The following is a 21,225-nucleotide window of genomic DNA, read 5'->3' on the forward strand; positions in this document are numbered from 1 at the left end:
TACGTATTGTATTCAGACATAATAGGCCTTTATGACACATATAAAAAAGTAATAGGTACGGGGGGAATGAATGTGGAGAATGTGAAACAATTCATTGTATTGGAAGTGAAAAACTTAAAGGAAACTTTGTATTTTTATGAAGGGATTTTAGGAATCAAGCCTAGTTTAGAAAGACCCCAATTAGATGTAACAGGGGTTTGGTATGATGCTGATTCAATGAGAGTTAGTTTTGTAATGAATCGTAGTTTGGGTGGGCGTGAGAAGAGTATTACGGATTCGATTGATGTACTAATGTTTTCAATTTCTAACATAGAGAACTTAAAGAAGAGGTTAGTGTTTTATAAAATTGCATATACAGAAAACAAAAGTGAGAAGAGTATTGTAGTACAAGACCCAGATGGATATAAAATTCAAGTGATAGAGAAGGACGAATAAACGGAGGGGATTTAGTGGAGAGGAATTATGAAGAAAGTGCATTGTTTGAGCATCAATTTTGGCTAAAGGTGCTTACTGATCATTCGCAATTTTTACTTGATGCATTAGCTCCAAAGGAAAAAGAGGATATAAAAAAGGCCACTTATTTTGTTGAAACATTTACGAATCTGTTAAATAAAGTTCGTAATGTGAATCTCATTGCGTTTTCAAAAGAGGCAGAACGAGCAGCAAAGGAAATACGAACGTTTAAATTAAGTATTATACAGAAACAACTCGAGGGAAAAATCACTATTCATTTTACACCAACTTTCATCAATCATATGGTAAACGAAGTAGAAGAGTATATAACAGTGTTAGAATTTTTAAAGAAAGGAGAAGTTCCGCCTGTTTTTCATGAATTACATTATCATCTCGTTTGGTTAACGGATGCGGCTGGCCATGCAGGGTCTATTTCTGGTGGATTAGATCTTGTTGAAAAAAGATTAAAAGAGAAAAGCGAAGAATTTACGAAGCACTTTGAACAATTTTACTTAAAGGCAGTTGAAATGACGGGGTATTTACGGACAGAGCTTCATCATTTTCCTGCATTAAAGAAGTTTACAAAAGATGTTTCACTTGAGTTAAACTTATTTTCGCATTTTCTCCATGAGGTTGAAGAGCTGGAGTTATCGAATGAAATATTAAGTGCATTATCTGCTAGAATGGCGGATCATATGGCAAGAGAAGAATGTTATTACTTATTAAAATTAGCACAATCGTCTGGACTTGAGATGCCAAAATGTAATCCGCTTTAAAGAAAAAAGAGGTCAATTTTATTTGGCCTCTTTTTCTGCTTTATTTTCTCTTTTTATTTTTGCTTGTTCAATACTTGCCTGTAATGTCTCCATAATATTGATGATGTTTGGAGTTGGAGAGATTGTTTCGGTTTTTTCCTGTTGTTCAATTTTGTTTTCGATTAGTTCGGTAAGGGCTTCTTTATACTCATCTGTATACATCTCTTGTTCAAAAGGATTTGTAAGATGGTGGATTAAATTGATTGCTGCTGTGAGTTCTTGTTTTTGAATCGGATAATTTTCGTTACTTGGTAAGTTAGGTGTATTTGTTATATCGCGAATTTCATTAGGGTAGTGAATAGTTTGTAATATAAGCCCATCTTCAAAGTTACGGATAATAGCTAAATGTTGTTTTTTTCTAATGGAAATATGGATAAGACCAAGTTTATTCGTACGTTCAAGTGCTTCTTTTAATAATAAATATGATTTTTCATGTCCTGAGGTAGGGCCTATAAAATAAGAACGATCGTAGAGAACAGAATCAATTTCGTTATTTTGGATAAAAGATATAATACGAATAGATCTTGGTTCGTGAGCTTTTTGCAACTCAGCTAATTCTTTTTCATCCATAATAATGTACTTATGAGGTGCGTATTCATAGGCTTTTACAATATCTTTATCATCAATTTCTTCATCCGTACAATCAGGAGCAAATTTTTTATATTTAATAGGTGTTAAGCATTCTTTATGAAGACTTAAAAATTTTATATCGTTTTCTTCTACGGCACTGTATAGTTTGATTCCTATATTTAATAGTCCAAGTGAAAGGGCACCTTTCCATACGGTATGCAAATGAAGCCTCTCCTTTCATTCAAAAATGATTATGTATATTATGAGATAGTAAGAAATTTCCTATACGTTTTTTGTTTTTACGGAATGTTAAGCAGGAGGATGTGGGATATAAAATATATTGACAAGCCCTCCAAAATATTTTAATGTGATTGTATAAAATTGTGTATATAAAGGGGAGTAACTTATTACAGTAAAGTCGTCATTACAGGGAGAAACCCTCGGCTTTATTGGCAACGTTTCGTTGTTAGTGAGACCTTTACCAGCAATGGTAAAGGCCCCTTATTGTCTTTTTTAGGACCCTTACCATGTTTGGTAGGGGCCTTTTTGTATACAAAGAGAGGAGATATAAAAATGAAAAAACTTATTAGTAGATTAAGAGTTGTATTTCATGTTCGCCGATTTGTTCCATTCCTATTTGACTTTTTCACTTCAAAAGAGGTTTCAATAAAGAAGAAAATTTTATCTATTGCGTTTTTAGTTGGTTATGTTGCGATGCCGCTCGATTTAATTCCAGACTTCTTACCGTTTATCGGTATTTTAGATGATATTGGAATTGTATTATTTATTTTGAACCGAATTGTAAAAATGGCGCCAGTTCAATTACAAGAAAAGCATAACGTAAACGTAGGATAGGAGTTGGGGTAGAAAATATGGAGCAAATTATTTTAGATATAATCGAGTTTTTAAAGCAATTTTCTTATTTTGGAGTTGTGTTAGCATTAACGTTTGAATTTATTCCAGCAGAAGTAGTTTTGCCCATGGTTGGTTATTGGGTGTACGAGGGAGATATGAATTTTTGGCTTGCTGTATTAGCCGGAACCCTCGGCGGAACGACAGGACCTTTAACGTTATATGCACTCGGTTATTACGGTGGTCGTCCTCTATTAATAAAATACGGGAAATACTTCTTCATTAAAGAAGAACAAATTCAAAAAGCAGATGATTTCTTTGAGAAATATGGACCGGTTGTAGCATTTGTTGGACGCTTTGTGCCAGGAGTTCGAACGCTTATTTCTGTTCCATGTGGTATGGCGAAAATGAACATATGGAAATTTAGCATATATACATTTGTAGCAATGTTCCCGTTAACGACTTTGTATGTTTATTTTGGAATGAAATTAGGCCCACATTGGGAAAAAGCAGCGGATGTTGTTGGGCAATATATGTTACCGATATTAGTGGTCGTAGTTATTATTGTAGGTGGTATATTAATCTATAAATTTATGAAAAAAAGAAACAGAACGGAATCTATCTAGTCATTAGCACTCAGGTTAAATTTTTGAAAATAGATGAATAGTACAGGCAAAAGACTCTGAGGGACATACACATATAGGGAATATAAAAGAGAGAGGGGAAACAACTATGTCTTGTGAGTGCTCAGGGTCAGCATTAACTTGTTGTCCAGATAAAAATTATGTGCAAGATAAAGTGTGTAGTCCGTGGTCTGCTACTGTAGTTGCAACAGCAATTGATAATGTTCTCTATACAAATAATATCAACCAAAACGTAGTTGGTACTGGTTTTGTTAAATATGATGTTGGACCGGGCCCAATTACTGTAGAAGCGCTTGATTCTGCTGGGGGTACAATTGATACACAAACATTAAACCCAGGAACGAGTATTGCTTTTACGTATCGTCGCTTTGATAGTATACAAGTTGTGTTACCTGCAACACCTGCTGGAACGTATCAGGGAGAATTTTGTATTACAACACGTTATCCACTTTCATAGCAGAATAGGAGAGGATCGAAATGGGAATGAGAAGTTCCAGTTTGTCTTGTTGTTCTAATAAAACACTTGTGCAAGACCAAGTATGTACAGACTGGTCTATTACAGGTGCTGGTACTCAAATTGTATATACAAATAATATCACGCAAGAAGTATATGGTTCAGGTTACGTGAAATATGATGTAGGTGCCAACCCGATTACAGTTGATTTTTTAGTAGGTGCAACAGTAGTTGATACAATTACTGTACAACCACAAAGTAGTGGTACTTTCACTGTCCGATATTTTACTACTGTCCGAATTACTACGACAGGAACGACTGTTAATCAAGGTGAGTTTTGTATTACAGTACGTTATCCGATCTCATAAAAAGCATACCGTAAACGGTATGCTTTTTATATTAAGGAAATAATGAAATTGGTATTCTATAAGCAACATGTAAATTCACAACAGTACTTGCCTTCTAAATATAGTGAAGGATTACTTGTTATATTGATAATATTGACCGACTGTAGGTCTTTTCCTGTGTACGATATTGTATTACCAGGAAACACAGTGAAAATATTGGTTACTGTTCCAACGATTTGAATTGTAATTGCTTCGGTGCTGCTAGTACTATTGTAAACCGAGACAGTACCTGATATAAGTAGTATCCCATCACTTTGCCATAGTATCATTGATTGTGATGCATCTTTGGCAGATGGGATGGTGTTATTAGTTATGAGGAAGTTCCCTGCAAATTCATTTGTTACTCGCTCGCAATTTGGATTTGGAGGAGGGGGCGGTGGACAAATAATAGATAAAGGAGCGAAACAGCCGATATTTTTTTTATTCTTCAATATACCCCCTCCTTTTAAGTTGTCTTTTATTACTATTAAATGTAAAAGCATGGCCGATGTGTTAAAAAAAGAAGGAAATATTAAAAATTAAGATTGTCTAATAGGCTTAAACTTTAACTTATCATTAGTGTTATAGAAAAGATTATATGTGAATAGTCATAGGAAAAGAATGATCAGACTCTTTTAGACAAAAGGTGGTTGTATACAATAGTACGAGGAATGTTGGACTTAATTTCTAATTAACTGTATATTTACAAAAATCTAATAAAGTTCATTTGTTATTTAAACGACATTAACATGTATTAGATAAAATAGCCCTTGTAATGAATCAATTATTATGAGGAGGATTCAAGTGGACAGAAATGCTTTAAGAAAAGTAAAAGGCCTTATTGGATTATTAATGGTTTTTGTATTAGCATTTGTATCATTTCCGTGGAGTACATCAGTTAAAGCGGAAGAGAAGAAGCAAGAAAAGGCATCAAGTGAGAAGAAGATAGTTTTTCCAGTTGTAAGTGATGTGCATATTAAAAACAGTGGAACAGATGATACGTTTCGCTGGAAAAGAGCGATTGAACAGTTTAATACACTAGCACCAAAGCAAGATGCATTTGTTATTGTAGGTGATTTCACAGATACAGGATCAGTGCAGCAATATGATCGTTTCATGCAAGTGTATAATGAAAATGCAAATAAAGATGCCGTGAGAATGAATTCTCTTGGTAACCATGATTATTGGAACGGTTTATCTGTAGAGGGCGCACAGAAGCGTTTCTTAGAAAAAACAGGTATGGAATCAATTTATTATCATAAAGTGGTAAAAGGTTATCACTTCCTTGTTATGTCTCCAGAGAATGGAACAACTCATGGCTATTATTCGGACAAGCAAATTAATTGGTTAAAAGAAGAAATGGCAAAAGCGCAAAAAGATGATCCAGAAAAACCGATTTTTGTATTTTTACATCAACACATTAAAGAGACAGTATACGGTAGTCATGAATGGGGAACACAAGATAGCGCAAAAATTAATGCAGTATTAAAAGAATACCCACAAGTTATTACGTTTTCAGGTCATTCACATTATCCGTTAGATGATCCGAGATCGATACATCAAAAAGACTTTACATCAGTTGGTACATCTTCAGTAAGTTATATGGAAGTTGAAGGTGGTAAAGTACAAGGGAATATCCCGCCAGGAGCTAGTACGTTAAGCCAAGGTTTATTAGTAGAAGTAGATGATAAAGAAGTAACGATTAATCGTCGTGATTTCCATACGAATTCTTGGACAGGCGAGCCTTGGAAAATTAAATTACCAGCAAAGAAAGAAACATTTACACATGTAGAAGATCGTGATAAAGAAAAGCCTTACTTTGCTAAGGATGCAAAGCTTGCTGTATCAAATGTAACAGAAAATGCGGCAACAGTAACATTCCCACAAGCATTGGACAACCTCCTTGTTCACTCTTACCGTGTGCAGGCTAGAGATAAGCAAACGGGTGAAATAAAAAATAAATTGTTAGCATTCTCAGAGTTTTATCGTGATCCAGTGCCGAAAGATCTTACGTTTACGCTTGCGGGGTTAGATGGCGGGAAAACATATACACTTGAAGTAGTTGCGATTGATTCATTTGGCAATGAAACCGCGCAGCCGTTAACGGCAGAAATTACTACGAAAAAAGATGATATTGATCCGAATGTAAAAGTGCCAAAGGCTGATGTTTTTGATGTGAATTTTGCAGATGGTACATTTAAAGACAATTCACCATTTGGAACAAAAGGTGATGTGAAGGGCAATGTGACTATTGAATATGATAAAGCATTGAAAAAGAATGTTATGAAGTTAAACGGACAATCTAATACATTTGGATACCTTCCATTTTCAGCAGCACAAAAAGAGAAAGTAGCAAATACATTTACGTTAGAAACGGTATTTTCAATGAATCAAATCCGTGGCCAAGGTATTTTGCAAAATACAGAGAGCGGCGGAATTGGATTTGAGTCTACAGGAAGCGGCTATGTTGAATTATGGGCTCACATTGGCGGCAGTTATAAACGTGTTGGAGTTCAATTAGAAGCAAACAAAACATATCACTTAACAGGAACGTATAACGGAAGTGAAGTAGCTATTTATGTCGATGGTAAAAAAGTAAATAGCCAACCAGCTACAGGAAAAGTGTATCATCCAAATGTACCATTTGCACTTGGAGCTGATCCTGATAGTAACGGCAATGGTGGTATTCCGTTAAACGGTAAAATCGCGCTTGCGAAATTATATAGTAAAGCGTTAAGTTCTTCAGAAGTATTAGCAGCGTACAATGAGTTTTCTAACCGTACGAAGTTAGAGCAAGTAAATGCGTTATTTAAAGAACTTGGAAAAGTAAAAGAAGTGTTAGCTGGTACGTATGAATTTGGTGATAAGCCAGGTCAATATTCAAAGGAAGCATTTCAAGAACTAGAGAAAAGCTATAATAATGCAAAACAAGTGTTTGAAAATGTAGCAAGTAATGGAGAGCAAATTGTTCAAGCGTATAATGAATTAAAAACTGCAAATCAAACATTTATACAATCTAAAGTAGTAGAACAACCGAAAACATTGAAAGAAAAATTACAAATTCATATTGAATCTGCAAAAGTAGTAGTGAAAAAGGCGCAAGCTGCAAACGTAACGGACGGTTCAGTGAAAGCACTGAGTCAAAAAATTACAGTGGCAGAAGCTGTAGTGAAAGATGTAAAAGTAAAAGATACACAGGTAGAAACAATGAATCGTACGATGGAATATGCAATTTCACTCGTTGAAAAAAGCATAAACAAGTAAGAGAGAAGAAAAGAAGCTTATCATGATAGGCTTCTTTTTTGTTATACTAAAAATAGCATAGAAAAAAGGAGCGAATAATTTGGAACAGAAAAAGCTAAAAAGAATTCTTGAATATGTATGGATCGCGGTTGTGCTCCTTGTAGGATATTATCTCTTAAAAGAGAAAAGTATTTGGGTTTTATTTTTAATGACTTTCTTATTAGCAGGACTAGGAACGTTATTTATTAACTTTTTCTTTGATAGTTTGAATGCCTGGAAGAATAAAAAGAAGGGAACGAAGTAAAGGAGGGAATATATGCAAAAGTGGAAGCTCATATATCAGGTGATTATTTTTCTATTGCTTGTAGGTATTGGAATGGTTAAATACTCGACATCAATAGGAAATTGGGCATGGTTTACAGCTTGCATCGGCATATTTTTCATTTTACAATCGTTGACGAAAAAATATAATAGTACAGAAAGATAGCTCGCCGCTAAAACGGCGAGCTATTTTGTTATGCTTTTTTCTTTTCATCATTTGTTTTTTCAATAGCTAAATGACTATGTTTCCTAGAGTAGAAGAAATAGAAGCATAAGCCGACTATAAGCCAAACTGCAAAGCTAATCCATGTTGTTTTAGACAAATTGATCATTAAATATAAGCAGCAAAGAATCGCGACAACTGGTAATACAGGTACGAAAGGTGTACGGAATCCACGTTTTAAATCAGGGTGTGTTTTTCGTAAAATAAGTACTGCGCAGCAAACGAATGTAAAGGCTGTTAACGTGCCGATGTTTACTAAATTCGCTAGCAAATGTAAGTCTAAAAGGCCTGCTAATAAAGCAGCAACAACGCCAGTAATCCACGTATTTAATAAAGGGATTTTTACTTTTTTATTTACACGTGCTAACGCTTTTGGAAGTAAACCGTCACGGCTCATCGCATACGAAACGCGAACTTGTCCATACATAACGACTAAGAGAACGGTTGTCATTCCAGTCATCGCTCCAACAGCGAGTAGTCCTGCAATTGTATCCTCACCAACGAAATGCAATGCAAATGCAACTGGATCAGAAACGTCTAATTGCGTATAAGGAACCATACCTGTTAAAACGAAAGATACAATCATATATAAAACAGTACAAATAAGAAGCGAACCGATAATACCAATTGGTAAGTCGCGCTGCGGTTTTTTCGTTTCTTCTGCAGCGGTTGCGATTGCATCAAATCCTAAGAAGGCGAAGAATACAGTGGCAGCTCCGGTAATAATACCGTCGTATCCGAACGGAATGAACGGTGTCCAGTTTTCAGGTTTTACATATTTTGCACCTGCTACGATAAAGGCGATAATAACGGCTAACTTAATAAGAACCATAATATTATTAATGCGTGCGCTTTCGCGTATACCAAAACTTAAAAGGCCAGTAATAAGAAGTAAAATACAGACAGCAGGTAAATCGATGAGACCACCTTTTCCTACGCCGGGGGCCGAGGCGATTATGGCGGGCAGGTGTATATTGAACCCTTGTAGTAATGATTGCAAATAACCAGACCAACCGACAGCTACTGCTGCAACGGCAAGTAAATATTCGAGCATTAAACACCATCCGACGATGAAGGCGACGACTTCTCCGACTGTCATGTATGCGTAAGTATACACACTTCCTGAGACGGGAATAGAAGAAGCAAATTCAGCGTAACAAAAGGCTACACAAGCACAAGTAAATGCAGCAATAAGGAATGATAGCATAATACCAGGACCAGAATGTTTTGCTGCAACAATACCTGTTAATACAAAGATCCCTGTCCCAATTACGGCGCCGATTCCTAAAAATGTTAAATCGAGTGCGGTTAATGTTCTAGCTAGCTGCTTTGGTGATTCAGTACTAAGCGCTTTTTTTCGTAATAATGACTTCACTTTGGACTCTCCCCCCGTTTTTTCATTTCCATAACTGCGACTATAGTATGAGTCCATTAAAAAAGAGTAAGTAAGGAAGTGGAGGTGCAGTTATGGTATGTAGTTTTTTAAAATTGCTGGATTAATCTTAATATAATTCAGAATATTTTGTCAAATAAAAATATGACAAATAAAATGCGGATCAATAGGGGAAACTACTTGCAGAAATGGACGGGGGTTAACGACCCACTGATTAAAGTTAAAGTAGGAGCAGATGCTATGTTATTTTATTTTGAACTTGTCGTCATTTTACTTTGTACGAAATTAGCTGGTGACATTAGTGTAAGACTTGGTCAGCCTTCTGTACTTGGTAAGTTAATTGTCGGTATTATTATCGGTCCGGCTGTACTTGGTATTATTAATAGTTCTGAACTGATTGATGAATTGAGTGAGATTGGTGTTTTGTTACTTATGTTTATGGCGGGACTTGAAACAGATTTAGAAGAGTTAAATCGGAATTTGAAATCGTCGTTTGCAGTAGCGGCCGGTGGAATTATTTTTCCTTTCATCGGTGGTTATGTAACAGGATTGCTGTTTGGATTAATACAATCCCATGCCATTTTTTTAGGCTTATTACTTTGCGCAACATCGGTTAGTATTACGGTGCAGACGCTACGTGATCTAGGAAAAATGAATACGAGAGAAAGTACAACAATTTTAGGTGCTGCCGTATTTGATGATGTCATTGTCGTTATTTTATTAGCATTTGTAATGAGTTTTTTAGGAACACAAGATGTGAATATAACACTGGTCATTGTAAAGAAAATTATTTTCTTTGTAAGTATTGTTTTTATTGCTTGGAAAGTCGTTCCTTGGATTATGAAAATGCTTGTCCCGCTTCGTGTAACAGAAGCGTTAATTAGCGCGGCTCTTATTATTTGTTTCTCTTTTTCTTATTACAGTGAAATGATGGGAATTGCAGGCATTATTGGAGCATTTGCAGCAGGAATTGCTATTTCTCAAACAGAGTATAAGCATGAAGTGGAACATAAAATTGAACCGATTGCTTATGCAATATTTGTTCCAGTATTCTTCGTAAGTATCGGAATGGAAATTACATTTCAAGGCATTGGAAGTCAGCTTTGGTTCATTATTATTATGACTCTCGTTGCGATTTTCACAAAGTTAATCGGATCCGGCTTAGGCGCAAGACTGACAGGATTTAATCGCCAATCTTCTATCAGTATTGGTGCGGGGATGGTATCACGTGGTGAAGTAGCGCTTATCATCGCAGCAAATGGACTTACGGCGAATTTATTAGCGAAAGAAAATTTCACAGCGATTGTTATTGTTGTTATATTGACGACGATTATTACACCGCCACTTTTGAAGAAATATTTTGTATAAACAGGAAGGGCTTATCTGATGTAGGTAAGCTCTTTTTTTATTCCCAAAAGCAATGATCATATAGCATGAAGGGTTTGTAATTATGGTAAAATCTATGTATGTGATATGACAAGGAGAGGGAAGTGTGAAGATTACGAAGGAGAAGGTTATCGGTGTAATCGTACTTATTGCAGTATGTATACCATTTACTGCATGGAAAGAATCTAAAGTGAAAGATTTTCCGGTTTCTATTTTTTCGGAAGAAGCAGATGGTGAGTACGGTCAGAAGCTGAAATATACTGCTTTTTTACCTGATGTTGCGATTTGGATGAACGGTTGGGAAAAGAAGTGGACAGAAGGGGAAAGAACTGTTTATCAAAAAGGGAATCGCATTGTAAATGTGTTTCATCCTCCTGGCGATGATGGTTATTACCTTCTTGAAGCAAGAGAAAATAAGTGAACGCAACCGTAAGAAGTGGAGGTTAAATAGTGAAAGCTTCAACATTACTATTTAAAATTGAAAGTAATATGGATCAATTTTCACCAGCTGAGAAGAAGGTTGCCATGTACATAATGGAGAATGCAGAGATTGTACCGAATTTAACGACGAAAGAAGTGTCAACGAATGCAGGCGCAAGTGAAGCGAGTGTCGTTCGCTTTTGTAAATCGATTGGAATCGGAAGTTTTAAAGCATTTAAGATAGCACTCGTTCGTGAATTAACGATTGCTGATTATAATATTAACGATTTTTCAGTGATGAATACAGAAGATGGACCGTATGATTTATTTAATAAAGTTACTTATGTGAATAAAGCTGCAATTGAGGCGAGTGTTACTGCAATAGATAAGAGGGAACTTGAGAAAGCTGCAGATCTTATTGTAAATGCGAATAAAATTATATTTTACGGCGTAGGCGGATCAGCTACGCCAGCAATGGACGGGGCTTATAAATTTACGCGGCTTGGATTTACAGCGATGATGCTATCTGATTTTCATATGATGTTGCCGCTTGTGACAAATTTAAAAGAAGACGATATATTTGTTGCGATTTCAACATCTGGTCGAACGAAAGATGTGCTTGAAATGGCGCAGTATGCAAAGAGACAAGGTGCAACTGTTATTGGAATTACGAAATTAGATCAATCATCACCCCTATATAAAGAAGCGGATATTCGCCTTTGTATGCCAGATGTAGAACAAGACCATCGCATTGCGAGTATTGCTTCGAGAATGACACAATTGAATATGATCGATGCTTTATATGTTATTACTTTCAATCGAATTGGTAATAAAGTATTGGATCAATTTATGGAGACGCGAGAAGAAGCGTTGCGGTTACGGAAGTTAAAGTAGAAGAAAAGATGAGGAGACTCATCTTTTTTTTATCCCGTTAACGGGCAGTAAGCCCCCCACTTCAAAATTCAGCGGAAGCAAAGAAAGTTAGATGGGGGATCAACTGCCCGTAAAAGCCCGATTGGTGCGGGCTAATAATCAGTGGGGATGAACAAAACCCCACTGATTAAAGTTTCACTTTATGATCTTTGACAAAAATATGTCATGTAGTGAAATTTTATTTCATAAAATAAGAAAGAGTTATTGATTTTTAGTTTCTTAAAGTTATAATAAAAGTGTGAAATATAATTTCAAAGAGGGTGGCAATATGTTAGAAAATTTATCGACAGAACATCGTAATGAGAAAACAATGAATCTGGATGAAATGAGCATAAAAGAAGTGTTGCAAAGTATGAATGAAGAAGATCGAACTGTTGCGTTAGCAGTTGAAAAAGAGATAGAACAAATTGAAAAGGTTGTACAGACTGTTATTAAATCTTTTGAAGAAGAGGGACGCTTAATTTACATTGGTGCTGGTACGAGTGGTCGTTTAGGTATTCTAGATGCAGTGGAATGTCCGCCGACATTTGGCACGGATGATAAAATGGTGCAAGGGTTTATAGCAGGTGGATTGAAAGCGTTTACTAAAGCGGTGGAAGGTGCCGAAGATCGCGAAGAGTTAGCGGAAGAAGATTTAAAAAGTATTGGATTAAATGAGAAAGATACAGTGATTGGAATTGCTGCAAGTGGCAGAACTCCTTACGTAATCGGCGGCTTGAAATACGCACAGAGCGTAGGAGCGAGTACAGCGAGTATTTCTTGTAATAAAAATGCTGAAATAAGTAAATATGCAAAGTTAAATGTGGAAGTAGAGACAGGTGCAGAAATATTAACAGGATCAACGCGTTTAAAAGCTGGTACAGCACAAAAATTAGTGCTGAATATGATTTCAACAGCTTCGATGATTGGTGTAGGAAAAGTATATAAAAACTTAATGGTAGATGTTCAATCCACAAATGAAAAGTTAGTAGAACGGTCAAAAAGAATTATTGTGGAAGCAACAGGCGCTAGTTATGAAGTAGCGACAGAGTATTATGAAAAGGCAGAACGTAACGTAAAAGCTGCAATTGTTATGGTGTTGTTGCAGTGCGAATATGGGGAAGCACTGGAGAAACTAAAATACGCTAAAGGGTTTGTGAAGAAAGCACTATAAAATAATAGGGAGGGGGATTCTATTATGAAGAAAGAAGAGAGAATGGCCAAGGAAATTTCGGAGCAACTTGGAGGAATAAAAAATATTCGTAGTATTGCTCATTGTATGACGAGACTACGATTAACGCTTCATGATGAAAGTAAAGTAAACATGGACCTTTTGAAAAAAGTTGAAGGCGTTATGGGTGTTATAGAAGATGAGACGCTTCAAGTTGTCGTTGGTCCAGGAACAGTAAATAAAGTAGCAGCTGAAATGGAAGGTTTGACAGGACTACGAATTGGTGAGGTAGCAGATCATCACCTTGAAGATATTGGGCAAGAGATGAAATCAGAGATTAAGAAGAAAAATAATACACCGGTGAAAAACTTTTTACGAAAAATAGGGAGTATTTTCATCCCATTAATTCCAGGTCTTGTTGCGTCAGGAATTATAAACGGGGTTGCTAACTTTGCGAAAAACGCTGGTGCTGATCCAAATGCAACGTGGTTACAAATGTTACTACTCATTGGCGGCGGTATCTTTACATTCTTAGGAATTTTAGTTGGTTGGAATACAGCGAAAGAGTTCGGCGGGACACCGGTTCTTGGGGCAATTGCTGGTATTTTAATTTTCAATCCGGCGATGGCAAACGTAAAATTGTTTGGTGAAGCATTAGTGCCCGGAAGGGGCGGATTGTTTGCAGTTATTTTTGCAGCATGGCTTATGGTTGTAGTGGAAAGACAAGTTCGAAAAGCAGTGCCGAATGCAGTTGATATAATCGTGACGCCACTCATTACTGTATTAGTTGTAAGTATCGTAACGATGTTAGCCATTCAGCCATTAGCAGGTTTCTTATCAGATGGTATTACGAGCGGAATTAATGCTATTTTAAATATTGGTGGAGCATTTGCTGGCGCAGTACTTGCGGGAACATTTTTACCTCTCGTTATGGTCGGATTACATCACGGTTTAACACCAATTCATATGGAATTTATTAATCAAACACACGTAACACCTTTATTACCAGTACTCGCAATGGCTGGTGCTGGCCAAGTGGGCGCAGCAATTGCGATTTATGTGAAAACAAAAAACAAGCGACTTCGAAATGTAATTAAAGGTGGATTGCCAGTTGGCTTTTTAGGAATTGGTGAGCCGTTATTATACGGGGTGACATTACCACTGGGGAAACCGTTTATTACTGCTTGTTTAGGAGCGGCTGTCGGTGGTGCATTCCAAGCAGTTATGCAAACAGCTTCTCTTGGAATTGGCGTATCAGGGCTATCTTTAATTCCATTAATTGCTGACAATAAATATTTACTATATTTCTTAGGTTTAGTAATTGCATATGCTTTCGGATTTATCTTTACGTACTTCTTCGGATTTAAAGAAGAAATGGCAGAAAACATATAGAGAAAGGGATTCCTTTCTCTTTTTCTATTAATAGAAAGGGAGATTTATATGATCGGAGTTTCCATTTATCTTTCAAAAGAACGAGTAGAGAAACAAGAAGAGTGGCTAAAAGTAGCGAAGGAAAATGGGTTTACATCTATTTTTACATCACTGCACATTCCAGAAGATGATCCAAATACGTATAAAGAGTTAATTCAAATATTAGGGAAACAAGCTCTTGCACATGAAATGGAGTTAATGGTTGATGTTTCTCCAAAATCGTTACACCATTTAGGGCTAACATATGAAAATGTGGAAGAACTATTGGACTGGGGCATTACCGGTTTAAGAATGGATTACGGCATTGCGCCAAAAGAAATTGCAAGCGTATCTCATAAGATGAAAGTAGCTTTAAATGCGAGTACGATTACAAAGCCATTTTGGAAAGAATTACTTGCAGAACATATAAGAGTAGAGAATGTAGAAGCATGGCATAATTTTTACCCACGTCCAGAGACAGGACTAGCAAAGTCCTTCTTACAAAAGCAAAATCAATATTTACAGAAGTGTGGAATAAAGACGATGGCATTTATTCCAGGAGATGCGGAAAAACGAGGTCCGTTATATGAAGGGTTACCAACGTTAGAAAAACATCGCAATATGCGCCCGCTTGAAGCGTACTTAGAACTTGTCCAAGATTGTGGTGTTGATAAAGTATTGATTGGAGATATAAGCGCAAGTTTGGAAAGTATACAAGAAATAGCTAGTGCAAGTAGAGGGATTATTCCATTGCGTTACAAATCATTTATAACTGATAAAGAAGTATTAAAAGTGGTAGAGCAAGTGCATACAAATAGACTAGATCCAGCTCGTGATGTTATTCGATCTGTAGAATCAAGGGAAGGAAATAGAGTGGTGTTACAGCCGATGCATACAATTGTAAGAAAGAAAGGCAGTATTACAATTGATAATGAATTGTACGGTAGATATGCAGGGGAGATGCAAGTTGCCACACATGATTTACTTGTAGATGAGAAAGTGAATGTTGTTGGAATGGTTGTGGAAGAGGACGTTTCATTACTGCCTTATATTGGCGCTGGAAAAATGTTTCAACTTTTTTTATGCGATAGAATAAAAGCTTGAATTAGCGCTATTTTGTAAGAAAACATTATCTGTAAAACGGATAATGTTTTTTGTTTTCTTTAAAAAAGTATTTGACGAATGAAATAAAATACCGTATTGTTTTGACTTGTAAATAAAAGTTCACCATAACAAAACAAAAAGGAGAGTTCAAAATGAATCAATATATTGGGAATTTAATTATTCGTATCGTGTTAGGAGTTACGTTTTTTGCACACGGTTTAGCAAAGTTTCAATCAGGTATCGATAATGTAGCAGGATGGTTTACAAGCATCGGTTTACCAGGTGGCCTTGCATACGGCGTAGCAACTGTAGAATTAGTTGGTGGTATATTATTAATTATCGGTTTAGGTGTACGATATGTAGGATTGTTATTCGCTCTTATTTTAGCTGGAGCTATCGTAAAGGTAAATGGAGCAGCAGGTTTATTAGGAGATGGAAAGAATCCAGGATATGAATTAGATCTTGCATTATTATCAATGGGTGCGTATTTATTCGTAGTAAAAGCAGAAGGATATGTAGATCGTTTCTTAAAAGAGAAAGTAATGAAAACGAAGTAAATTTTATTTATAAATTGTTGACTTGAATAATTATTGTAACTATAATGATTACAACTAATGAATTACGAATGAAACAATTTAAATATTTTTTTACACAAGATGTAACTACATCGGTTACGTCTTGTGTAAAAATAAATAAACGGGAGGAAGTAATATGCCTAAATCAAATTTAGAAATTATTCAAAGCACGTATGAAGGATCAGCTTCTTCGAATGCAAAGCATTTAGCAGAAGCCTTCTCTGAAAAAGTGGAATGGACAGAGGCAGAAGGTTTCCCGTATGGCGGAACATATAAAGGCGTAGAAGCTATAATGGAAAATGTATTTAGCCGTTTAGGATCAGAATGGGATGATTATAAAGCAAGTGTAAATACATATCATGAAGTAAACGGAAAAGATGTAATTATTGCTGAAGGTATGTATTCTGGAGTTTATAAAGAAACAGGAAAATCATTTGAAGCAGAATTTGTTCATGTATGGCAACTTGAGAACGGAAAAATCGTGAAGTTTAAGCAATATGTAGATAGTCATATTGTTAGGGAAGCGATGAAGAGATAATGTTTTTTAAATGGATCGTAGGTATATGCATTACAATTATAGTAATTTTCTCGTCTATAGTTGGCGGAAAGAAATTGCTTGCATATGTGGAAAAAGAAAATAAAAATATTCAAATCGAGCGAGCGGCAAACGAAAAAGAGAAAAAAGCTGCAGAAGAAGCCCCGCAAATTAGTGAAGGTGAAATTATTTCTACTATGCATAAAATGGTGCACCAAAAGGTAAAATCCTCTGAAAAATGGGGATTTGTAGAGATGACAAAAAAGGAAATTTCTAATGTAAAAAGGGATATTGAAAATAGTACAGGTTTTCAATATAAAATGAAGTTATTTTCTATTATAAATAGATGGGAAAAAGGAGATTTTTCTCAAACTGTTGAGGAGCATAACTTTTTATGGAGCCTTCAAGGTGGAGATACTGGTAAGGCGACGGAACGTTTATCGCCAGAAGAGGAAAAGCAGTATATAAAAGAAATGAAGAGTAAATAAAAACATCGCCAATCCAGATGACGATGTTTTTTCATTAAGAATGTTTTCGCATTAAAGGTCTAACAGGTTGAACGGCAACAGTTTTGAAATGAGAAAATAAATAACATCCTGTTACAACGACAATTGTCCCTAAAATTTGTATCCACGTTAATTCTTCTTCGAGGAATATGAATGCTAAAATGGCTGTGAAAATTGGATTGAAGTTTAGAAAAATACCTGATGTAGTTGCGCCTAATTTTTGTACACCAATATTCCAAAATACCATACAAAGAACTGTCGAAATAAGCCCAGTATATAAAAGTGATGTGATGAAAGAAGTATTTATATTTGAAACAGTGAAGCTACCTATGTTAAACGGTAGTAATAAAATAACGCCGAAAATACCAGAGTACAACGTTGCCATAAGTGGTGTAGTTGTTTTTGTTGCCCATTTACTACAAACAGAATAGATTCCCCAAATACAAACTGCTGCAATCATCCATAAATCGCCGCTATTAAAATGTAGTGAAAATAAAAGCGAGAAATCACCTTTTAATAGGACGAGGATAACCCCGAAGAATGAAAGAATCATGGATAGGATTTGAAGTGTATTTACTTTTTCTTTTAGAAATAATACTGAAAATAATGCGATTGAAATTGCATTCAATGTAGAGATAAGACCTACATTCGTAGCGGATGTTTTTTCTAATGCTAAAAATTGAAAGATGTTAAAAAGAGCGACCCCTGAAATTCCCATCAATATTAACGGAAGTATTGCGGTACGTGGTGGAAGGATTTTTTTTTCTTTAAACCATACCATTGGTAATAAACAAACAATCGCAATCATCCACCTTAAATTTGTCAGTGTCATCGGTGATGCATGATTGACGAGTGATTTTCCAACGACGAAATTTCCTCCCCATAATAAGCTCGTTAGTAATAGTAAAAAGACGTAAAAATAAGGCATGCTAAAATCCCCTTTTTTGTAATCAATACGAATTGTAAATAATTTTAGCATTTTTCTTTATTGTGTAATATATTCTTTTGTATAATGATTAAAACTCGATAAAATATTTAGTTATGAATGATATTTACGGAATGATATTCAGTTTTGTGTAAGGTATAAGGTGTTTTTTCGAATAATCATCGGTAAGAAAAAAGGGGGAATTGTAATGGAGTCGTCTGTTATTAAAGTGTTGGATGATTTGGATGTACAAATTTTAGATATATTGCAGAAGGAGTCACAAGTAAGTAATGCAGAGCTGGCACGTCGCGTTAATTTATCACCGGCTGCGATGCATGCAAGAATAAAAAGATTGGATGGGGAAGGTTTCATCGATAAGCAAGTTGCGATTTTAAATCAAGAAAAGCTTGGATTTGATTTATTATGTTTTATTTTTATGAGTACAAATATTCATCAATTTGACAAGTTGGAAGTGTTGGAGAAAGAATTAGAATCGATGCCAGAAGTGTTAGAATGTCACTGTTTAACAGGAGAGTACGATTATTTATTAAAGGTTGCAAATCGTGATCGTAAAGAACTAGAGCAGTTTATTAGAAAGCTGAATAAGCTTGGTATTACACGTATACAGACGAGTTTGGCACTTCGTGAAATTAAATATTCAACAGTATTGCCGATACGAGATGAGGAACCGAGCATCGATTAGATTGCTTGGTTTTTGGTTTGTATAAATTGATTGACGAGGAGAAAAGAGAGATGTATTATTATATAAAATTATGAATTAAAATTCATTTTAAGTTATAAATATTAATATTGAGGGGCAAGGGGATGTAATATGAAAATCTGTAATGCGGTGACGAGTGATGTGAAAGAAATTTATAGTCTTATTGAGGTTTATGCAAAAGAGGGAGTTGTTTTACCGCGTTCTCTTTTGTCTCTTTATCAATATTTGCAATGTTTATATGTTATGAAAGAAGACGAGAGAATTGTTGGAGTTGCTGGTTTACATGTATTAGGGGAGGACCTAGCAGAAGTCCGGTCGTTAGTCGTTTCGCATACATATGCAGGAAAAGGGATTGGACGTATGTTAGTGAATCATGTCATGAATGAAGCTGCGAAAATAAAAGTGAGTAGAGTTATTTCTTTAACATATGAAACGGAATTTTTTCAAAAGTGCGGGTTTGATTTTGTGAATAGAGATGCATTGCCAGAGAAAGTATGGATTGATTGTAGGCATTGTCCAAAGGTTGATTATTGTGATGAGGTGGCGATGATTCGGTATGTTGGGTGAATTTTTCAGACAGAAAAAGTCCCACTATTATTTACGTAATAGTGGGCATCTATGTTTTAGGGGAAATTAAGAACTTGAATTCGTTTTTCTTACTGCAAACTTAAAAATGGGGTTTTTAAGTTCATAGTTATAAGTAGAACCATCGACAAGCCCTACAACTTTATCGCTATCATAAAGATCGAGCATAAATTGTGCCATTTGTTTTGCAGTGTGGAATTTTGGTACAACATTATCGTATTGGAATTCATCAATATCAAATGAACGCTTCGCAAATTCTGTTTCAGTTGCAGCAGGAGCTAAAACTTTTGCTTGCAGTTTTGCGCCTTGTTCTTTCAGTTCGTGAGACAGCCCTTCTGTAAATGCACTTACATAGAATTTCGTAGCGCAATACGTAACAGCATCAGCAACAATCGTGTATCCGCCGCCCGATGAAACGTTAATAAGCTGTGTTCCGTCAACCTTTGAATAATCTCGAACGAAAAGAGAAGAGAGTATTGTTAGTGCTTCTATATTGACATGAAACATCGTCTCGATTTTATTTAAATTTTGTTCAGCAATTGAGGCGAAATTACCAAAACCTGCGTTGTTAATCCACGTTTCAATTTGAAAAGATTGTAGGCTTTCATAAAGTTTATAAACATCTTCAGTAACAGATAAATCAGTTCTTCGAATGACAACATCCAATTCTGGATGCATTTCGTTAATTTTCAATTTTAATTCGTTTAATTCTTCTTGTCTTCGAGCTACAAGTACTAAATTTTTTCCGCGAGATGCAAATGCTAAAGCTGCTTCATAACCAATTCCGGAACTTGCGCCAGTAATAACAGTGTATTTCATATAAAATCCCCCTAAGTTCAAATGAATTTATTATGGTTAGATTGTATTTGTTAGAGTATACTCTAAGTCAAATGTTTTTTATAAATTTGATAAGGTCATAAAATATATGAGGGTAAGCATGTGGAGGGAGTTTTAGTATGTACACAATTAGCGAGGTAGCAAAATTATTAGGCGTGAGCACACATACACTACGTTATTATGAAAAGGAAAATATATTAATTGCAAATCGAGATACAAATGGAAATCGACTTTACGAAGAGTCACATATAAAGTGGTTGCAGTTTGTAATGAAATTAAAACAAACGCAAATGCCAATAGCGAAAATAAGAGAATACGCTAGATTATATACAGAAGGGGAGCATACAACAGAAGCTCGTTTACAGCTCCTAGAAGATCATAGGAAATCTATTCAGATTCAAAGAGAAAACTTAGAAGTTACAGAGAAGATGCTCGAGAATAAAATTAGTGCATACAAAAGCTCATTGGAAAATAAATAGATGTTGTTATGTGATGAAAAATGGATTTGATCTATGAGTATTTCATCATAGTGTGCGGATAAATAAAAAAGAGCAGCTAGCAAAAGCTAACTGCTCCATTCAAGGGATCTCTCCAAGGGGGAGTGGAGAAAATATTATGTTACTAGCAGTATTGACAGATTATTAAGAAATATACAAATCAGATGAAAGAAATTTTAAATAAACTTTCGCCATTGACAGTTTTTAAAATGTTCATGTACAATATACATGAATGACATTCAGTCATTTTCGTGTAAAAGGATGTAGTTAGTTTAAAAATGGAACAA

Annotated in this window: 27 protein-coding genes; 22 read left to right on the forward strand and 5 right to left on the reverse strand. The window is 35.5% G+C overall.

What is annotated here, in order from left to right; all coding sequences use genetic code 11:
- Positions 1-6: 6 nt before the first annotated feature.
- Together DN404_RS24150 and DN404_RS24155 are read left to right on the forward strand one after the other, a co-directional pair.
- Positions 7-435, forward strand: a complete 429-nt coding sequence (locus tag DN404_RS24150; protein WP_165443285.1) for a VOC family protein — start codon at positions 7-9, stop codon at positions 433-435.
- Positions 436-449: 14 nt separating this feature from the next.
- Positions 450-1,229 (forward strand): DUF2935 domain-containing protein, encoded by a 780-nt coding sequence (locus DN404_RS24155; RefSeq protein ID WP_000440986.1) that lies wholly within the window; start codon positions 450-452, stop codon positions 1,227-1,229.
- An 18-nt stretch (positions 1,230-1,247) separates the two neighbouring features.
- On the opposite strand, the gene ku is transcribed toward DN404_RS24155, so the two are convergent.
- Positions 1,248-2,060, reverse strand: a complete 813-nt coding sequence (gene ku, locus DN404_RS24160) for a non-homologous end joining protein Ku (protein ID WP_000557737.1) — start codon at positions 2,058-2,060, stop codon at positions 1,248-1,250.
- A 351-nt stretch (positions 2,061-2,411) separates the two neighbouring features.
- Here ku and DN404_RS24165 point away from each other — a divergent pair, with 351 nt between their 5' ends.
- From DN404_RS24165 to DN404_RS24180, 4 genes are all read left to right on the forward strand, one after another.
- The gene (locus DN404_RS24165) at positions 2,412-2,693 is read left to right on the forward strand and encodes a YkvA family protein (protein ID WP_000733844.1); all 282 of its coding nucleotides are present in this window, start codon (positions 2,412-2,414) and stop codon (positions 2,691-2,693) included.
- Between the two features lie 17 nt (positions 2,694-2,710).
- Complete coding sequence (locus tag DN404_RS24170; protein ID WP_000435023.1) at positions 2,711-3,316, forward strand: DedA family protein; 606 nt, start codon at positions 2,711-2,713, stop codon at positions 3,314-3,316.
- Positions 3,317-3,422: 106 nt separating this feature from the next.
- Positions 3,423-3,791 (forward strand): DUF3992 domain-containing protein, encoded by a 369-nt coding sequence (locus tag DN404_RS24175; RefSeq protein ID WP_001277540.1) that lies wholly within the window; start codon positions 3,423-3,425, stop codon positions 3,789-3,791.
- 20 nt (positions 3,792-3,811) lie between these two features.
- Positions 3,812-4,156 carry a DUF3992 domain-containing protein gene (locus DN404_RS24180; RefSeq protein ID WP_000525819.1) on the forward strand — a complete coding sequence of 115 codons (345 nt, stop codon included), beginning with the start codon at positions 3,812-3,814 and terminating at the stop codon, positions 4,154-4,156.
- 56 nt (positions 4,157-4,212) lie between these two features.
- On the opposite strand, the gene DN404_RS24185 is transcribed toward DN404_RS24180, so the two are convergent.
- Entirely contained in the window at positions 4,213-4,584 is a 372-nt protein-coding gene (locus tag DN404_RS24185; RefSeq protein ID WP_370512805.1) for an S-Ena type endospore appendage, read from the reverse strand.
- Here DN404_RS24185 and DN404_RS31355 point away from each other — a divergent pair.
- The 4 genes from DN404_RS31355 (at position 4,481) to DN404_RS30645 (ending at position 7,904) form a co-directional block, all read left to right on the forward strand.
- A complete protein-coding gene (locus DN404_RS31355) occupies positions 4,481-4,717 on the forward strand; it encodes a hypothetical protein (protein ID WP_370512806.1) in 237 nt (78 codons plus the stop codon). The two genes, DN404_RS24185 and DN404_RS31355, sit on opposite strands and share 104 nt — an antisense overlap.
- 261 nt (positions 4,718-4,978) lie before the next feature.
- Complete coding sequence (locus tag DN404_RS24190) at positions 4,979-7,438, forward strand: LamG-like jellyroll fold domain-containing protein (protein WP_149215542.1); 2,460 nt, start codon at positions 4,979-4,981, stop codon at positions 7,436-7,438.
- A 79-nt stretch (positions 7,439-7,517) separates the two neighbouring features.
- On the forward strand, positions 7,518-7,721 hold the full coding sequence (locus DN404_RS24195) for a hypothetical protein (RefSeq protein ID WP_000435803.1): 204 nt from the start codon (positions 7,518-7,520) through the stop codon (positions 7,719-7,721).
- Positions 7,722-7,733: 12 nt separating this feature from the next.
- The gene (locus DN404_RS30645; RefSeq protein WP_001174840.1) at positions 7,734-7,904 is read left to right on the forward strand and encodes a hypothetical protein; all 171 of its coding nucleotides are present in this window, start codon (positions 7,734-7,736) and stop codon (positions 7,902-7,904) included.
- A gap of 28 nt (positions 7,905-7,932) precedes the next feature.
- Here the strand turns inward: DN404_RS30645 and DN404_RS24200 are convergent, their stop codons facing one another.
- Complete coding sequence (locus tag DN404_RS24200; protein WP_002040681.1) at positions 7,933-9,393, reverse strand: branched-chain amino acid transporter BcaP; 1,461 nt, start codon at positions 9,391-9,393, stop codon at positions 7,933-7,935.
- A gap of 105 nt (positions 9,394-9,498) precedes the next feature.
- On the opposite strand from DN404_RS24200, the gene DN404_RS24205 reads away from it, so the two are divergent.
- From DN404_RS24205 to DN404_RS24245, 9 genes are all read left to right on the forward strand, one after another.
- Positions 9,499-10,722 (forward strand): cation:proton antiporter, encoded by a 1,224-nt coding sequence (locus DN404_RS24205; RefSeq protein WP_060852387.1) that lies wholly within the window; start codon positions 9,499-9,501, stop codon positions 10,720-10,722.
- A 124-nt stretch (positions 10,723-10,846) separates the two neighbouring features.
- On the forward strand, positions 10,847-11,161 hold the full coding sequence (locus DN404_RS24210; RefSeq protein WP_000704958.1) for a hypothetical protein: 315 nt from the start codon (positions 10,847-10,849) through the stop codon (positions 11,159-11,161).
- A gap of 29 nt (positions 11,162-11,190) precedes the next feature.
- Positions 11,191-12,054, forward strand: coding sequence for a MurR/RpiR family transcriptional regulator (locus DN404_RS24215; RefSeq protein ID WP_000648169.1), 864 nt, complete (start codon positions 11,191-11,193; stop codon positions 12,052-12,054).
- A gap of 307 nt (positions 12,055-12,361) precedes the next feature.
- Positions 12,362-13,246, forward strand: coding sequence for an N-acetylmuramic acid 6-phosphate etherase (murQ, locus tag DN404_RS24220; RefSeq protein ID WP_000892348.1), 885 nt, complete (start codon positions 12,362-12,364; stop codon positions 13,244-13,246).
- 24 nt (positions 13,247-13,270) lie between these two features.
- Positions 13,271-14,635 carry a PTS transporter subunit EIIC gene (locus tag DN404_RS24225; protein ID WP_000711293.1) on the forward strand — a complete coding sequence of 455 codons (1,365 nt, stop codon included), beginning with the start codon at positions 13,271-13,273 and terminating at the stop codon, positions 14,633-14,635.
- A 48-nt stretch (positions 14,636-14,683) separates the two neighbouring features.
- Entirely contained in the window at positions 14,684-15,757 is a 1,074-nt protein-coding gene (locus DN404_RS24230) for a DUF871 domain-containing protein (protein ID WP_102956461.1), read from the forward strand.
- A gap of 152 nt (positions 15,758-15,909) precedes the next feature.
- Complete coding sequence (locus DN404_RS24235; protein ID WP_001077751.1) at positions 15,910-16,314, forward strand: DoxX family protein; 405 nt, start codon at positions 15,910-15,912, stop codon at positions 16,312-16,314.
- A 154-nt stretch (positions 16,315-16,468) separates the two neighbouring features.
- Positions 16,469-16,870 (forward strand): nuclear transport factor 2 family protein, encoded by a 402-nt coding sequence (locus DN404_RS24240; RefSeq protein WP_063546535.1) that lies wholly within the window; start codon positions 16,469-16,471, stop codon positions 16,868-16,870.
- Positions 16,870-17,355: a PRK06770 family protein gene (locus tag DN404_RS24245; RefSeq protein WP_149215543.1), complete on the forward strand. Its 486-nt coding sequence runs from the start codon at positions 16,870-16,872 to the stop codon at positions 17,353-17,355. Before DN404_RS24240 ends, DN404_RS24245 begins: the two co-directional genes overlap by 1 nt.
- A 34-nt stretch (positions 17,356-17,389) precedes the next feature.
- Here DN404_RS24245 and DN404_RS24250 read toward each other — a convergent pair whose 3' ends face one another.
- A complete protein-coding gene (locus DN404_RS24250) occupies positions 17,390-18,301 on the reverse strand; it encodes a DMT family transporter (protein ID WP_088859403.1) in 912 nt (303 codons plus the stop codon).
- Positions 18,302-18,506: 205 nt separating this feature from the next.
- Here DN404_RS24250 and DN404_RS24255 point away from each other — a divergent pair, with 205 nt between their 5' ends.
- Both DN404_RS24255 and DN404_RS24260 read left to right on the forward strand, forming a co-directional pair.
- Positions 18,507-19,001, forward strand: a complete 495-nt coding sequence (locus DN404_RS24255) for an Lrp/AsnC family transcriptional regulator (RefSeq protein ID WP_000446095.1) — start codon at positions 18,507-18,509, stop codon at positions 18,999-19,001.
- Positions 19,002-19,130: 129 nt separating this feature from the next.
- Complete coding sequence (locus tag DN404_RS24260; protein WP_000686669.1) at positions 19,131-19,586, forward strand: N-acetyltransferase; 456 nt, start codon at positions 19,131-19,133, stop codon at positions 19,584-19,586.
- 66 nt (positions 19,587-19,652) lie between these two features.
- On the opposite strand, the gene DN404_RS24265 is transcribed toward DN404_RS24260, so the two are convergent.
- Complete coding sequence (locus DN404_RS24265) at positions 19,653-20,423, reverse strand: SDR family NAD(P)-dependent oxidoreductase (protein WP_088859404.1); 771 nt, start codon at positions 20,421-20,423, stop codon at positions 19,653-19,655.
- Between the two features lie 137 nt (positions 20,424-20,560).
- Between DN404_RS24265 and DN404_RS24270 the strand changes: the two genes are divergently transcribed.
- Positions 20,561-20,920, forward strand: coding sequence for a MerR family transcriptional regulator (locus tag DN404_RS24270; RefSeq protein ID WP_075677766.1), 360 nt, complete (start codon positions 20,561-20,563; stop codon positions 20,918-20,920).
- Positions 20,921-21,225: the final 305 nt, after the last annotated feature.

Origin of the sequence: Bacillus sp. TE8-1 (assembly GCF_008368855.1) — a bacterium.
GTDB lineage: Bacteria > Bacillota > Bacilli > Bacillales > Bacillaceae_G > Bacillus_A > Bacillus_A cereus.